We start from the raw sequence: 15,739 nt of genomic DNA, 5'->3' as shown, positions 1-15,739 counted from the left end.
TTTCTATCTTTATCGCCGTTATAACAAATTCGGTATACTAATTTTAAATTTATGAGTATCAGTAAAAGCTTTCTGAAAATCGCGTTCTTCGCTTTGTTCCTGCTGACGGCAGTCTCGGAAGGATACGCGCAAAAATCAAAGAATTCATTCGTCGCCTATTCCGTTTTCGTATCCAACACGCTGGATATCACGTGGGATCTTCCCGAAGGGTTTACCGATCTGCGTTCGTCCACCGTATGGGGGCCGCAGGAAGGAAACTCCGAAAAGATATACGACGCGATGCTCCGCTCCAAAGACGAGCACTGCATCATCCTCTATCCCGGCGTACGCCCGATGTTCTACCACCTGCAACTGAGCGGCGAAGCGGCTTCGCCATTCTACCAGTTGCGCGAAGAGTTGGCGGCGGCCTCCAGCGAAACGGGCCTGACTGAGGCAGAGCTTAATTCGCGCATCATGGCTATCGAGAGCGGAGTTATCAAAGACAGCCTCAACGCCGATGCCATCTACATGGCCGAGCTCCCTCTTGTCAAAGCCTACAAGGGCAAATACCCTTATTGCATCAGCATTTACACCTACAAGAAAGGACAGCCCTCCATGTTTTTCAAGTGCTTCCTGACAGAAACCGGCAAGAAAATGGAGAACGACTACCTCAGCCGGCTGTTTAAGGCGCTGAAATACCGCAACGACGAGTGGGCTTACAACGAAGACACTTATCTGGAAGAAAGCTACAAGCTCTTCCTGAGGGTCAGGGAGTAAGGGGGTTGACACTACCGAAGAAAGTTCGCAAGATTGCCTGAAGCAACTTTTGCGTTTCACAGAGAGGCTCCTTTGCATCTACCCGGGGAAATTCCCACATTTGCATAAAGGAAATTTGTACTCGCCTAAGAAAAATTTTCGCGTTTGCCTAAAAACAGCATTTAGACAAACGCGAAAATCGTTTCAGACAGACGGGAATTCCGCCATATGGAAAAACATTGCCGGAACATCGGAACGCATACCGGATTGAAGCTGAAAAAACGGATGCATCGCCCGGAGAGCAGGACAGCCTTACCCCACGAAATATCAAAACTTGGCACATGAGGAGTATGAACCGCCGGAAACGTCTGTTCTTGCTTTTCCAAGTTTTCGCACAGCCTGCTTCAAAGTAATCCGCAGAATCGTTGCATACAGGTTCATCTGTTCAGCCAAGGTTCGGGATTCAGTTTCTCTTTTTCGCGGCGCAACTGGAAATGTAGCACAGTGCGTCCGTTGTCTGCCCCATCGGAGAAAATCTGCCCGATGGTTTGTTTCGTTTTCACCGTATCGCCCGACTTCACGGAAGTGGAAGCAAGGTTACAATAGACAGAGATGTAGTTGCCGTGCCGTATCAGCACATTGAACAGTCCGTTCAGCTGAAATACCGCAGCCACTTTGCCGTCGAAGATGGCACGCGCCTGTGCGCCCGGCTTCCCTTGTATGTCTATTCCCTTATTATCGAGTTTCACGTTTCGGAGTCCCTCCACCGTATACTGCCCGTAACGGCTGGTTATGATGTAAGGTCCCGAAATCGGCATGGGGAGACGTCCTCTGTTGGAGGCAAAGTTGCTCGACAATTCGCGGTCCGCCTTACTCATACGGTATGACTCTAATGGTGTCGACTTCGGCTTCGAAGCAGTTCCTGCGGCAGACGCGTCAGCTTTCTCTCCCGCTTTCCGACGGGCGGCGGCTTCACGACGCGCCTCTTCTTCCGCACGCTTGCGGGCACGCTCTATTTCTTCCGCAATCAATTTGTCGATACGGGCGTTCAGTTGAGCGGCTTCCCGCCTCTTCTTGGCAAGTTCGTTCTGCAATCCTTTTTGCTTCTTCTGCAAGCCTGCCACCAGCACACGCTTCTCTTTTTCCTGAGCCTCCAGCTTCTCCTTTTCGTTTTCGCGTTCCTTCAGGAGTTTCTGCTTGGCAAGCTTGACCTGCTGCCGCTCGGCCTTCTTTTTCCGCACCTGCTCTTGTTTCTTCAGAATTTCCTCACCCTGCAAACGCTGATAAGTGGCATACTCGCGCACGTAGCGCATACGTCTGTACGTCTGCCCCAGATCTTTGGCAGAAAAAATGAACATCAACTTCTCTTCGATGGACTTGTTTTTATAGAGATATTGCACCGAGGCTTCATACTTCGTTTTCTTCTCTTTCAGATCACGCAACAGGCTGTTCAACTGCTTTTCCAAGCTCTCCAACTCACGGTCGATGGCATCCACATCCCGGTTGATTACCGAAATATACCGTTTTCGTTCCTCAATACGGCCTGTCAGCGCAGACAAATTACGCAATTGGCTTCCCACATCTTTCTTCGTGCTCTTCAACAGCGATTCGCTGTCGGCTATCTGTTTCTGCAAAGCGCCGCGCCGGTTCTCCAACTCCCGGATCAGTTTGTTCGACTGAGCCGACAGCGGGATGCCCCACCCCAAACACACCAACAAGAACACAAAAAGATGTTTCATCGTAATAAAGCTTTCAACATTTGTATTAAATCATCTACGGGAACCTCCTCATATCTGGCTCCGAGTTCGGTAGGATTCATTGCAAACTCCCTGTCCGAGAAATCGTAAAGCCGGATCTTGGCTTTGTCCAGCGAGGGAAGCCCTAACTTTCTCCCTGTCAGTTCCGATTTGCCGCCGGGCAAAGATGCGTCGAAAAGTATCTTCTCCAACCGCGCGAACTCCACCTCTTTCGAGAACCGGCTTCTGAGCTCTTCCCTTGTGGCACGAACGAAACGTTTGTTCATGCGGTCTACCAGAAGCACCTCATCGGGAGTAGCTTCGATGCGCGCCACTTCGACACGGAACAGAGGCATCAGGAATGACAATTGCATCCGCTCCCTGCTTTTCAGTTTCATGCTTCCGCCCACAGACATCTCCCCGTTCCGCCCCGGAACCGTCAGTTGCAACTTCGACGACAGATACCGAGAAACCTGTCCCTCCGGAACAGTCAGGCGCTTCGTGCTTTTACATCCGGCGAGCGACAACATTACGACCAGCAAAAGATAAATTCCCTTTTTCATTCGGCAATATATTTCTTTTTTTCTATTTTTTGTTTCAGTGTTTTCGATTTGCTTCCCATCTCCAAGGCTTGCTTCCAATACTTCAAAGCCCCTTCCGCATCGCCCGTCATGTAGTAGATGTCACCGCAATGCTCCACTATCACATCGCTCTTCGCACCATCGCCCTTCATCGCATTGTCGATGTAAATGCGCGCCTGCGAGTAGTTGCCTTTCTCAAAAAGAATCCACGCATACGTATCGAGGAAAGTGGAATTGTCCGGCTCTGCCTTGATGGTTTTATAGCTCATCTCCTCCGCCCTGTCAAGGTCTCTCCGTTCTACCGACAAGTAATAGGCATAATTGTTCAACGCACTGATATTGGAAGGGTTGTACACCAAAGCCGAATCATAAGCGGCATACGCCTCTGTCATCTGCTTTTTGGTGTGATACATATCGCCCATCATGGCATAAAAGTCCGAAATCAATTCCTTCCGCGTATCGGGAGTAACATGCTCCAACGCCCGCCGCACCACGTTCAGCACGCTGTCTGTCTGTTCCGCCTGATTGTAGGCGATAGCCAAATAGTAATAAAGATCCAAAGCATCGGGAGTAGCTTCGATGCCCGGTTCGCAGATTCTGATAATCTGCCGGTAATCTTCTTTCTTCACGGCAGAGCTTATTAGCATCAGCCTCGCAGCCTTGTTGGCCGGGTCGAGGTTCACCACCTGCTCCAAAACCGGAACGGAAGCCGCCTCCATGTTCTTTGAAAGCAGGTATTGCGCATAGAGCATCGGAATCTGGGCATTCTCCATATCTTGCCTCATGAGCCTGTCGAACAGGGCAATGACCTTCGTACTGTCTTTGCCCGCTTGCTCGCTCTCTACGATAATCTGGCGCATCACATTGACTTTTGTCAGATCGTCCACCTTTTTGTTCAGCAACAACATGTCAAGCTGCCGGTTGTACAAATCTTTCTCTCCTTTCTGCTCGTAGTAAGATGCCATGGAGAACACAGCCATCGGATTGTCTGGTTCTATAGCCAGTACTTTTTGGTAGGTATCGTAAGCTTCCTCCAACCTCCCGTGCTGGAGGTAAACATCTCCTAAAACAACCTGATACCGCAAGTCCATCGGATACTCCTGCACCAGACTTTCTATCTCGCGAAACGCCTTTTTGTCATCTTTCATCTGAAGATAAATGCGAAACTTCTCCATAGAAAGCTGTTCGTTCTTTCCCGTACGCTTTTCCAAACGGTCGAGAGTAGAAATCATCCGGTCGTATTTCTGTTGCCGCCCGTAAAGATCGAGCAGATTGAGCAACGGTTCCTGCTTGTCGGAAAACCGTACCGACATCTGTTCGAGCAGCTCCACCGCCTTATCCGTTTCGTTCTGTTGCCGATAAAGCGCAGCCAATGCCTGACTGTACCAATAGTTGCCGGGAGCGTTCAGTACCGCCTTTTCCAAAGCGGCCTGCCCTTGCGGGATCTGACGCAGAAGCATGTAATACTGGGATATTTCATAGAGTGCGGAGGCTGCATAGGGATCGATTTCCAAACAATGCTGCAACATGCCGAAAGCAGGAGCATACTCTTTTTTTGCTCTCAGGCGAACAGCCTCCAGAAAGAAATAGTCATATTTCCGTTGCTGTTCGGGCGACAGTTCTTTAGAAGCATCCGCTACTTCAGCCGCTTTTTTCTTGTTGCCTGTCTTCACGGTTCCGGCAGTTCCGCAGGATACCAGCAATAATGTCGCAATAATCAGACAGCTTATATTTCTTTTCATTTTCCAGCTCGTTTTTTCTTTTTGAATTCTTTTCTCCATAAGAGGTTAACTCTTCTCAGCCACTATTTATTATTCTCTCCCGCCTTTAAAGGAGTCATCCGATTTGCTTATCCACCTCCTCCGCCTGCACCAATCACCTCACCCTGGCGAGGGAAGCAAAAGCCTGAGTTCAACCAACCACTGCTTTCGTCGAACATCGGCTACTGCTGCAAAACCCTTTGCCGGTGGTCCGAGTCAAGGGAAGCAAAAACCTGAGTTCGATCCACCACTGCTTTCGTCGAACATCGGCTACCGCTGCAAAATCTTTTGCCGGTGCCCGAGTCAAGGGAAGCAAAAACCTGAGTTTGACCAACCGCTGCTCTCGCCGAATATCGGCTATCGCTGCAAAACCCTTTGCCGGTGGCCGAGTCAAGGGACGGCTTTCATTGATTAATAGTCAGCCTCACCGACTATTGCTGCAAAAAGATTCGCAAACCTCCGAATCAATCGACAGCATGCATGGGCTATATAATCAACCCCACCGACTTCCGCCGCAAAACGCTTCACAAACGTTCCGAGTGAATCGACGGTTTTTATTGATTAATAGTCAGCCTCACCCGACCGTTGCTGCAAAAAGATTCGCAAACCTCCGAATCAATCGACAGCCTGCACTGACAATGCTCAGCCTCTTCCGGTATGTCCGAAACCTCCTTCGCCTCTTTCCGTCTCATCGAGTGTCTTAACTTCCTTCCACACGGCCTGCTCGTGCTTGGCTATCACCATCTGGGCAATCCGCTCCCCGTCTTCAACCACAAAAGTCTCGGAAGAGAGGTTGACCAGAATGATGCGTATCTCTCCACGGTAATCGGCATCAATCGTTCCCGGAGAATTGAGCACGGTAATCCCTTTCTTAACAGCCAGTCCGCTACGAGGACGGATCTGTGCTTCAGTTCCCGCAGGAAGAGAGATATACAATCCCGTAGGAATGAGGCAGCGTTCCAAAGGTTTCAGGGTTACGGGTTCGTGCAGATTGGCACGGATATCCATTCCCGCAGAAAGTTCGGTGGCGTAAGCCGGAAGCGGATGCTTCGATTTATTGATTACTTGGATGTTCATTCTTCACAAGTTTACTATTTAACGGGCGAAAATACAAAAAATGAGCTGAAAATTAGCTAATTTTGCAGTTAATTTAAGTTGGCGGGGCGATTGGGGAACAAGCAAAAGCCCCCTCTTGACCAAATAAACGGGAAACAATGAATTGGAAACAGCTAATATCAGCCAGACGCTTCGGAATGGAGGAATTCCATCGGGAGCGGGAAGAGAATCGTTCGGAATTTCAGAGAGATTATGACAGACTTATCTTTTCGGCTCCCTTCCGCAGGTTGCAGAACAAGACACAGGTATTTCCGCTGCCCGGAAGTGTCTTTGTACACAACCGACTGACGCACAGCCTCGAAGTCTCTTGCGTGGGGCGATCTTTGGGAAACGATGTGGCGAAAGCGATCCTGAAGCGGCAACCCGAACTCCGGGACTCTTATCTCCCGGAAATCGGTTCCATCGTATCGGCAGCTTGTCTGGCGCACGACTTGGGCAATCCTCCTTTCGGGCATTCCGGCGAACGGGCCATTTCAACATTCTTCTCGGAGGGAAAAGGACAGTCTCTGAAAGAAAGGCAGCCGGACGGGCAACAGCTTTCGGCGGCTGAATGGGAAGACCTTATACACTTCGAGGGAAACGCGAACGCTTTCCGGCTGCTGACCCACCGGTTTGAAGGACGGCGCAAAGGAGGCTTTGCCATGACTTATACGACGCTTGCCTCCATTGTCAAATATCCTTTCTCCTCAAGCCTTGCGGGCAAAAAGTCGAAATTCGGTTTTTTCACCACCGAAGAGGAGAGCTACCGCAAGATAGCCACCGAGCTGGGATTGACTCTGCTCAACGAGCATCCGTTGAGGTATGCACGCCACCCGTTGGTTTTTCTGGTGGAAGCGGCGGATGACATCTGCTACCAGATGATGGACATAGAAGACGCTCATAAGCTGAAGATTCTGACTACGGAAGAGACCAAACAACTCTTCATGGGCTTTTTTGAAGACGAACGGATAGAGCATATCCGGGAGACGCTCGGCATCGTGAGCGACACCAACGAGCAAATCGCCTACCTCCGTTCTTCGGTCGTCGGACTGCTCATACGCGAATGTACCCGCGTCTTTCTGGAGCATGAGCATGAGATATTGGCGGGAACCTTCGAGGGAGCACTCATCAGGCATATCGCAGGAAAGCCGGCAGAAGCATACGAATATTGCGCAAAGGTTTCGCTGGACAAGATATACCGTTCGCGCGACGTTCTGGATATCGAGCTGGCAGGTTTCCGCATCATCAGCACCCTGCTCGAACTGATGATAGATGCCGTTACCTCACCGGAGAAGGCATACTCCAAGTTGTTGATCAACCGCGTATCGGAACAATATCGCATAAATTCGCCCGTACTCTATGAAAGAATACAGGCGGTACTCGATTACATCTCGGGCATGACCGATGTCTTCGCCCTCGATCTTTACCGGAAAATCAACGGCAACAGTCTTCCTGCGGTGTAACGACCTTCGGGGTAAACACTTCTCCACCTTTGTCGGGCAGCCTCAGCGCATCCGGATGATTCTCGATGAACGTCTGGATGTGCCGGATTCTTTTTTCTTCCAGAATCTCGTCCACGGCAATCAGTATGCCGGTTTCTTCCACCTCGCCGAACTCGTGATTGACGGCTGTGCCGAACATACGCATCGTGGGGCTTAGGCTCATATAAGCATTCACCAAAGGAGGAATATTATATCCCAACTTACGTATCTCTCCGTTCAATATCTTATAATCTTCTTTGAAAGAGTCTTTACAGAACAAAGCCCTTAACTCTCTTTCCGGAGTTTCCGGTTTAAGCGGATCAATAGGGGCTATCAGCCGTTCTTTGTCGCAGAAGTGTTTTTTCAGGAAATAAAGAATCATGTCTCTTCCGCGACGGTGATAGCTGGGATACATGGTGACTTTGCCGAAGAAGTATTTCACATTGGGCATCACCACGGTGAGAGCTCCAAGCCCGTCCCACAGATTGTCGAGGGCGAAGAGTCCTTTGCTCCCTGCACGGGTGGACTGGTATTCGAGCGTGACAAACGAGCGTCCCAACTCGATGGTTTGCGGCAAGTATTCTTTTATGAAAACATCCGAGAAGCGAAACATGTGGGAGGTTGCGAGAACGGGAGCACCCTCGCCATTAAAGCGCACATCGGTTCCCAACAGATAGCGGTAGCCGCCCAGTATCTCCTCCGCTTCGGGATTCCATACGATAAGCTGCTTATACGGATGCTCCATCGTATCGTATTCGTCAATATCTAACGAAAGACCGGTTCCGCCACCGGCAGCACGGAAAGCTATTTCACGCAGACGCCCGATCTCCCGCATTACGTTGGGAGCGGTTTGATGAGTAATAATATAAATCTGATTATTGCTTTTATTGGTCATTCGCAAGCGTTTGTCCTCCGTCAGCTCCGCCTTCAACAGCTCTTTACCTACCGGTTTGATAATTTCTTCCATGCGCCTTATTATAGTTGTTCGATCATGTTTATAATTTATATACGATGTTCTTTACATATTCCGCCCACTGAGCAGGAGTCTTCGAGCTATCGAACGTCTGCCAGGGAATCGGTTTGCCAAAAGTGACAGTAAAGGTTTTATGGCGGTTTTTAAACATTTCATCCGCCAGATAAAGCATAGCGATATTAAACTTAATCCCCAATGCTTTACAAGTATTTGCCAGATTGTAGAAGAAGTCGGAGTTCCTGCCTTCGAAATATACGGGAACGACATCCCGGCGGGTCTGTACGCTTTTCACAACAAAGGTCTTCTTCCACTCCGGATCGCGGATAATTCCCTTTCTGCGCCGCGAGCAAAGGCCGGCGGGGAACATGATCAGTTGATCGTCGGAACGGAATCCGGCTTCTACCATTCGGGGAAAGTCTTTCGCCTGTCTTCCCGTCTTGTTTATGGGGATACAGAGCGGAGCCAGACCGTGCAGGTTCATCAACAGGTCGTTGACAAGGTATTTCACTTTGCCATCGTAATGCCGCCCCAGCACATAACCGAGCGCTACTCCGTCCTGTCCCCCCAACGGATGGTTGGACACGAAAGTGTACAATCCCTCTTTCGGAAGGTTTTCAATGCCTTTCACATTGACTTTCGCATCCAGAAATTCCATGCAGGCTTCCAGAAAGTCTACTCCTACCTTATCTCTCGAATCATTCAGGAATACATTAATTTCGTCCTGATGAACAATCCGCTTCAAATAAGAAATGAGGAACTTTGGGATATATTTATAATACCTTGGGGCCTTATCCCGCAGTATTTTATCCACATCAATCAGAAACAATGAATCATCAGTCATCTTTTTTTTATGAAAATGATGGTACAAAATTAACGGTTCTTTTTTATTATTCGCAAAAAAACAACAGAAAATATATAAACCGGCCAGTATTCCCGGCGTTGCGGCTCTTCCAAACCGATAAGACAACAGGAGATTAGCCCGAAGGCTCCGACACCCGAAAGCAAAACGAGCGTTTGGCTGCACAAATAACGCTCGCCTTCTCGCTCACTCCCTCCGGCCAGCGTTTCAGCAGGGTTAAGGACAAAAGAAATGAGGCAAAAAGAAGAAACCGCCAACTTTGTAACTGCACAAACGGGGGTGATGGAAGACTGCTTTTTCTTGCCGAAACTTCAAGCCTGCAAAACACCATCCGCCTGAGAAGATTTTCCCGTTTGTCTCCAAGAGAGCTTTTGTTTAAACAAAGCAAAGCTTCATTTAAGCCAAAGAAAACACTTGTCCAAACAAAGCAAAATTTCATTGAAACAGAGAAGGGACTTTCTTCAGGTAAATTAAAAGCCCATTCATGCAGAAAAGAATACTTGTTCAAACAAAGAAAAGCTCCATTTAAACCAAAGAGAGCATTTGTTCAAACAAAGGAAAGTCCCATTTAAGCCAAGGAGAACATTTGTTCAAGCAAAGAAAAGTTTCATTGAAACAGAGAAAGGCCTTTATTCAGGCAAAGTAAAAGCCCATTCACGCAGAAAAGAATACTTGTTCAAACAAAGAAAAGCTCCATTTAAACCAAAGAGAGCCTTTGTTCGGCCAAAGCAAAAGCTCTATTTAACCAGAAAAGAGCCTTTGTTTCACTCAATGCGGGAATTTCCCGGGCAGATAATACTCCCTTTCAGTCAGAAAACACAAGGTTGAAAATACCGGAAAATCGACAATCCGCCTCTTTAAAAAAGACGAAACAACTTGTCCGGGGAGCAGATGTATCGCTCCTCCTACGACTGAAAAAGAGAGCACCGGCAGCGCTTTTAACACTCTGTTCAAAACTTCCATGAAATATTTCGTGGTTTTTTGTGGGGAATTGTGGGGAAATGATTAATTTTACCGTCGCTTATTATATATAAGGTATATATGATACGTTTTTTGGGTAATATTGAGGCGAAGGCAGACACCAAGGGAAGAATATTCATACCCGCTGCGTTCCGGAAACAACTTCAAGCTGCTTCCGAAGAGAGGCTTATTATGCGAAAAGACGTGTTTCAAGACTGCCTGACACTCTACCCCGAAAGCGTATGGAACGAAGAATTGAGCGAGCTCCGAAGCCGCTTGAACAAATGGAGCAGCAAGCACCAGCTGATATTCAGACAGTTCGTCAGCGACGTGGAAGTGGTAACCCCCGACAACAACGGACGCATACTCATACCGAAGCGGTATTTGCAGATATGCAACATCCACGGTGACATACGCTTTATCGGGATCGACAACAAAATAGAGATTTGGGCAAAAGAACGGACTGAACAGCCCTTTATGCCGCCCGAAGAATTCGGGAAAGCACTGGAAGAGATTATGAACGACCAACAACCGGAAGATGAATAAAGACGAGCAGACATACCACATACCCGTATTACTGAAAGAAAGCGTAGACGGAATGAACATCCGCCCCGAGGGGATTTACGTAGATGTCACCTTCGGCGGAGGAGGACACTCGCGCGAGATACTCTCGCGCCTGGGGGAAGGCGGGCGACTGTTCGGCTTCGATCAAGACGAAGATGCCGAACGGAACATCACGGAAAACCCGCAATTCACTTTCGTGCGCAGCAATTTCCGCTACCTCCGCAACTTCCTGCGCTACCACGGCATAGAGCAGGTAGACGGCATCCTGGCCGATCTCGGCGTGTCGTCGCACCACTTCGACGACAGCCAACGGGGTTTCTCGTTCAGGTTCGACGGCGAACTCGATATGCGCATGAACAAGCGGGCGGGGCTGACTGCCGCAGACGTGGTGAACACATACGACGAAAGTCGGCTGGCTGACATTTTCTACCTCTACGGGGAGCTGAAGAACAGCCGCAAACTGTCGGCAACGCTCGTGAAGGCACGCGGCGCAAAACATATCCGCACCATCGGAGAGTTTCTGGAAGTCGTCAAACCTCTTTTCGGACACGAACGCGAGAAAAAAGAACTGGCAAAAGTGTTTCAGGCGCTTCGCATCGAAGTGAACCGGGAGATGGAAGCCCTGAAAGAGATGCTGCAAGCCGCTACCGAAGCGCTCAAACCCGGCGGCAGATTGGTTGTCATCACCTACCACTCGCTGGAAGACCGCATGGTAAAGAATGTGATGAAAACGGGGAACGCAGAAGGAAAGGCCGACGTAGACTTTTTCGGCAACCTGAGAACTCCCTTCCGCCTTATCAACAATAAAGTGATTGTTCCCGGCAAGGAAGAGATAGAAAGAAACCCGCGCTCGAGAAGCGCCAAGCTGCGAATTGCCGAAAAGCAGCAAAAACCGTCAAACGAATAACCGACCGCTATGGAAGAAGAGAAGAAAAACAAGCGCACTTCGCTAAAAAGCATCTTAGGAGGAGACATTCTGGCTGCGGACTTTTTCCGCCGGCAGACCAGACTGCTGGTACTCGTGATGGCTTTTGTCATTTTCTACATCCACAACCGCTATGCCAGCCAGCAGCAGCAGATCGAGATAGACCGGCTGAAAAAAGAGCTGACAGACATTAAATACGATGCGCTGACACGAAATTCGGAGCTGATGGAAAAAAGCCGCCAATCGCGCATCGAAGAGTATATATCGAGCAAAGAAAGTGATTTGCAAACGTCCACCCATCCTCCTTACCTCATCAAGTAAGCTGCGCGCGGGCGATTTGTAGAAACAAAGAAAAAAGAAAAAACCGTGGCTGTAAACAAAAGAAATATAATGACCCGTTACTTCTTCGTCATCGTCGTGATGGCGGCGGTCGGCATAGCCATTGTTGTCAAGGCGTCTTTCACCATGTTTGCCGAAAGACAGTACTGGCAGGAAGTAGCAGACCGCTTCGTGAAAGAGAACGTGACGGTGAAGCCGAACCGGGGGAATATCATTTCGTCCGACGGCAAGCTTATGGCAAGTTCGCTACCGGAATACAAGATCTATATCGACTTCATGTCGGGCGAGAGAGACGAAAAGAAGAGAAAAAAAGATCAGGCGCGCCGGGACTCTGTCCTCAAAGCCAATCTCGATTCAATCTGCATCGGGCTTCACAAAATCTTCCCCGACCAAAGCGTGGCGCATTTCAAAGCGCATCTTAAAAAAGGACGGCAGGCGAAAAGCCGCAACTACCTGATTTACCCCAAACGCATTTCTTACATACAATACAAAGAAGTAAAGCGCTTGCCTGTCTTTTGCTTGAACCCATACAAAGGGGGATTCAAAGGGTTGGCTTTCAACCAACGCAAGAAACCTTTCGGTTCATTGGGATCGCGTACTCTGGGCGATGTGTATGCCGACACGGCCAAAGGAGCGAAAAACGGAATCGAACTTGCTTTTGACACTCTTCTGAAAGGGCGCGACGGACTGACACACCGCCAGAAAGTGATGAACAAGTACCTGAATATCGTAGACAAAGCGCCCGTAGACGGTTGCGACCTGATTACAACACTGGACGTGGGCATGCAGGACATCTGCGAAAAGGCTTTGGTAGACAAGCTGAAAGAACTGAATGCCAGTGTGGGCGTGGTGGTGCTGATGGAAGTGGCAACCGGCGAGGTGAAAGCGATTGTCAATATGATGAAGGCGAACGACGGAGCATATTACGAGATGCGCAACAATGCCATCAGCGACATGCTCGAACCGGGTTCTACATTCAAAACCGCTTCCATCATGGTAGCGCTGGAAGACGGGAAAATCACTCCGGACTATATCGTGGATACCGGCAACGGGCAAAAGCCGATGCACGGGCGTGTGATGAAAGACCACAACTGGCATCGGGGAGGTTACGGCAAGCTGACGGTTACAGAGATTCTCGGCGTTTCTTCCAATGTAGGTATTTCTACAATCATCAACAGCTTCTACAGCAGCGATCCGCAAAAGTTTGTAGACGGGCTGAAACGCATGAGCATCGACCGACCACTTCACTTGCAGATTGCCGGAGAAGGCAAACCCAATATCCGGGGACCGAAAGAGCGTTACTTTGCAAAAACTACGCTTCCGTGGATGAGTATCGGTTATGAAACACAAATCCCGCCGATAAACATTCTGACTTTCTACAATGCGATAGCCAACAACGGTGTGGCTGTCCGTCCGAAATTCGTTAAGGCTGCCATAAAAGACGGCGAAGTAATCAAAGAATTCAAAACAGAAGTAATCAATCCCAAGATATGCTCGGACAAGACATTGACGCAAATCCGGGAGATTCTGCAGAAAGTGGTGAGCGAAGGCCTCGCCAAGCCTGCGGGGAGCAAACAGTTCCACGTCTCCGGCAAAACGGGAACAGCGCAAATATCACAAGGTGCAGCCGGATATAAAACAGGAAGAACCAACTATCTGGTCAGCTTCTGCGGATATTTCCCTTCGGAAGCTCCCAAATACAGTATGATTGTCTCCATACAGAAACCCGGGTTGCCGGCTTCGGGCGGGCTGATGGCAGGAAGCGTGTTCAGCAAAATAGCAGAAAGAGTGTATGCCAAAGATTTAAGGCTCCCGCTCGCGTATGCCATCGATACAAACGCTGTGGTTATCCCTGATGTGAAAGTCGGCGAAATGAAAGAAACCCGCAGGGTGCTCGAAGAGTTGAAAATAAAAACGCAGGGAAAAATCGACGAATCGGGCAAGAAGATATGGGGAAGCGCGCATGCCGCTCCGCAGGCAGTAGTACTCGAAAGCCGTAGCATGATGCAAAAGTTTGTGCCGAGTGTCATCGGCATGGGAGCCAAAGATGCGGTTTACCTTTTGGAAAGCAAAGGGTTGAAAGTCCGCCTTGTGGGAGTAGGCAAGGTAAAAAACCAGTCGATAGCCAACGGAACGACAGCAGTGAAGGGACAAACCATCACGCTTACATTGAATTAAAAAAAGAGTCCGGTTGATACATCCGAACAATAAGCAATGCGGCAGGTCAACCGGATATCGCCAAATATAAATAAAATCGGAAAGATGATATTAAAAGAATTACTGAAAGCCATACAACCGGTACAAATAGCCGGAGATCCGAATATAGAAATCACCGGAATCAATATCGACTCCCGCCGGGTAGAAGACGGGCATCTGTTCATGGCGATGCGCGGAACACAAACCGACGGGCATGCCTATATTGCGGCAGCCATTGCAAAAGGAGCGGTTGCCATTCTCTGCGAAGAGATTCCGGAAAGCCGTAAAGAAGGGGTTACCTATGTTCAGGTGAAAAACAGTGAAGACGCTACAGGCAAGCTGGCTACATGCTTCTATGGCGACCCTACCTCGAAAATAGAACTGGTAGGCGTGACCGGAACCAACGGAAAGACAACAATCGCCACCTTATTATATAATACGTTTCGTTACTTCGGATATAAGGTCGGCTTGCTTTCTACGGTTTGCAATTATATCGACGACGAGGCAATTCCAACCGAGCATACCACCCCCGATCCCATTACCTTGAACCGCCTGCTGGGACGAATGGCAGACGAGGGGTGCAAGTACGTGTTTATGGAAGTGAGCTCGCACGCCATCGCGCAAAAGCGCATCAGCGGACTTAAATTTGCGGGAGGAATCTTCACCAACCTGACCCGCGACCACCTCGACTATCACAAAACAGTGGAGAACTATCTGAAAGCCAAGAAGAAGTTCTTCGACGACATGCCGAAAGATGCGTTCAGCCTCGTCAATCTCGACGACAGGAACGGATTGGTGATGACGCAAAACACGCGTTCGAAAGTATACACCTATTCACTGAGAAGCCTCAGCGACTTCAAAGGAAGAGTATTGGAATCGCATTTCGAAGGAATGCTACTCGACTTCAACAACAAGGAAATAGCAGTCCGGTTTATCGGTAAATTCAATGCGTCCAACCTGCTGGCCGTATTCGGCGCTGCGGTTCTCTTGGGTAAAAAAGAAGAAGAAGTGCTCGTTGCTCTCAGCACGTTGCATCCGGTTTCCGGACGTTTCGAGGCCATACGCTCTCCGCAGGGGTTCACTGCCATCGTGGACTATGCGCATACACCGGACGCTCTTGCAAATGTGCTCAACGCCATTCACGGAGTGCTTGAAGGGAAAGGAAAAGTTATCACAGTAATCGGAGCGGGAGGCAACCGCGATAAGGGGAAACGCCCTATCATGGCAAAAGAGGCGGTGAGAAACAGCGATCGCGTAATCATCACATCCGACAATCCGCGTTTCGAAGATCCGCAAGAGATTATAAACGACATGCTTGCCGGACTGGATACCGAAGACAGGAAAAAGACAATCAGCATCGTCGACCGGAAAGAAGCTATCCGTACCGCCTGCATGCTGGTAGAGAAAGGAGATGTGGTACTCGTAGCCGGAAAAGGGCATGAGAACTATCAGGAAATAAAAGGGGTGAAACATCACTTCGACGATAAAGAGATATTAATCAGCTGTTTCAACGGTTAATGAACAGCATTAACTAC

Annotated in this window: 14 protein-coding genes; 8 read left to right on the top strand and 6 right to left on the bottom strand. The window is 49.1% G+C overall.

Features of this window, described 5'->3' with window-relative positions:
• Positions 1-51: 51 nt before the first annotated feature.
• Positions 52-756, top strand: coding sequence for a hypothetical protein (locus GGR07_RS04180; RefSeq protein ID WP_021647373.1), 705 nt, complete (start codon positions 52-54; stop codon positions 754-756).
• A 416-nt stretch (positions 757-1,172) separates the two neighbouring features.
• Here the strand turns inward: GGR07_RS04180 and GGR07_RS04175 are convergent, their stop codons facing one another.
• From GGR07_RS04175 to dut, 4 genes are all read right to left on the bottom strand, one after another.
• Positions 1,173-2,474, bottom strand: coding sequence for a murein hydrolase activator EnvC family protein (locus tag GGR07_RS04175; RefSeq protein ID WP_021647374.1), 1,302 nt, complete (start codon positions 2,472-2,474; stop codon positions 1,173-1,175).
• Positions 2,471-3,034, bottom strand: a complete 564-nt coding sequence (locus GGR07_RS04170) for a DUF4292 domain-containing protein (protein WP_034543061.1) — start codon at positions 3,032-3,034, stop codon at positions 2,471-2,473. Before GGR07_RS04170 ends, GGR07_RS04175 begins: the two co-directional genes overlap by 4 nt.
• Positions 3,031-4,794 (bottom strand): tetratricopeptide repeat protein, encoded by a 1,764-nt coding sequence (locus GGR07_RS04165; RefSeq protein WP_039973082.1) that lies wholly within the window; start codon positions 4,792-4,794, stop codon positions 3,031-3,033. Before GGR07_RS04165 ends, GGR07_RS04170 begins: the two co-directional genes overlap by 4 nt.
• 660 nt (positions 4,795-5,454) lie before the next feature.
• Positions 5,455-5,889 carry a dUTP diphosphatase gene (dut, locus tag GGR07_RS04160; RefSeq protein WP_021647377.1) on the bottom strand — a complete coding sequence of 145 codons (435 nt, stop codon included), beginning with the start codon at positions 5,887-5,889 and terminating at the stop codon, positions 5,455-5,457.
• 137 nt (positions 5,890-6,026) lie between these two features.
• Between dut and GGR07_RS04155 the strand changes: the two genes are divergently transcribed.
• Positions 6,027-7,370, top strand: coding sequence for a deoxyguanosinetriphosphate triphosphohydrolase (locus GGR07_RS04155; RefSeq protein ID WP_021647378.1), 1,344 nt, complete (start codon positions 6,027-6,029; stop codon positions 7,368-7,370).
• On the opposite strand, the gene GGR07_RS04150 is transcribed toward GGR07_RS04155, so the two are convergent.
• On the bottom strand, positions 7,342-8,355 hold the full coding sequence (locus tag GGR07_RS04150) for a GNAT family N-acetyltransferase (protein WP_021647379.1): 1,014 nt from the start codon (positions 8,353-8,355) through the stop codon (positions 7,342-7,344). The genes GGR07_RS04155 and GGR07_RS04150 overlap by 29 nt on opposite strands.
• A 28-nt stretch (positions 8,356-8,383) precedes the next feature.
• Entirely contained in the window at positions 8,384-9,202 is an 819-nt protein-coding gene (locus tag GGR07_RS04145) for a 1-acyl-sn-glycerol-3-phosphate acyltransferase (RefSeq protein ID WP_034543088.1), read from the bottom strand.
• 173 nt (positions 9,203-9,375) lie between these two features.
• On the opposite strand from GGR07_RS04145, the gene GGR07_RS04140 reads away from it, so the two are divergent.
• The 6 genes from GGR07_RS04140 to GGR07_RS04115 all read left to right on the top strand — a co-directional run bounded on the left by GGR07_RS04140 (position 9,376) and on the right by GGR07_RS04115 (position 15,722).
• Positions 9,376-9,792 carry a hypothetical protein gene (locus GGR07_RS04140; RefSeq protein ID WP_147298125.1) on the top strand — a complete coding sequence of 139 codons (417 nt, stop codon included), beginning with the start codon at positions 9,376-9,378 and terminating at the stop codon, positions 9,790-9,792.
• Positions 9,793-10,261: 469 nt separating this feature from the next.
• Positions 10,262-10,726, top strand: a complete 465-nt coding sequence (gene mraZ / locus GGR07_RS04135; RefSeq protein WP_021647383.1) for a division/cell wall cluster transcriptional repressor MraZ — start codon at positions 10,262-10,264, stop codon at positions 10,724-10,726.
• On the top strand, positions 10,719-11,651 hold the full coding sequence (gene rsmH, locus GGR07_RS04130; protein WP_021647384.1) for a 16S rRNA (cytosine(1402)-N(4))-methyltransferase RsmH: 933 nt from the start codon (positions 10,719-10,721) through the stop codon (positions 11,649-11,651). Before mraZ ends, rsmH begins: the two co-directional genes overlap by 8 nt.
• 9 nt (positions 11,652-11,660) lie before the next feature.
• On the top strand, positions 11,661-11,990 hold the full coding sequence (locus GGR07_RS04125; protein WP_021647385.1) for an FtsL-like putative cell division protein: 330 nt from the start codon (positions 11,661-11,663) through the stop codon (positions 11,988-11,990).
• 69 nt (positions 11,991-12,059) lie between these two features.
• On the top strand, positions 12,060-14,186 hold the full coding sequence (locus GGR07_RS04120; protein ID WP_122056686.1) for a penicillin-binding protein: 2,127 nt from the start codon (positions 12,060-12,062) through the stop codon (positions 14,184-14,186).
• A gap of 84 nt (positions 14,187-14,270) precedes the next feature.
• Positions 14,271-15,722: a UDP-N-acetylmuramoyl-L-alanyl-D-glutamate--2,6-diaminopimelate ligase gene (locus GGR07_RS04115; protein WP_034543062.1), complete on the top strand. Its 1,452-nt coding sequence runs from the start codon at positions 14,271-14,273 to the stop codon at positions 15,720-15,722.
• Positions 15,723-15,739 lie beyond the last annotated feature (17 nt).

The organism is Bacteroides pyogenes (assembly GCF_014196225.1).
Taxonomy (GTDB): Bacteria; Bacteroidota; Bacteroidia; order Bacteroidales; family Bacteroidaceae; genus Bacteroides; species Bacteroides pyogenes_A.
Note: the sequence above shows the minus strand (reverse complement) of the source record. Positions and strands in the feature narration are given on the sequence as shown.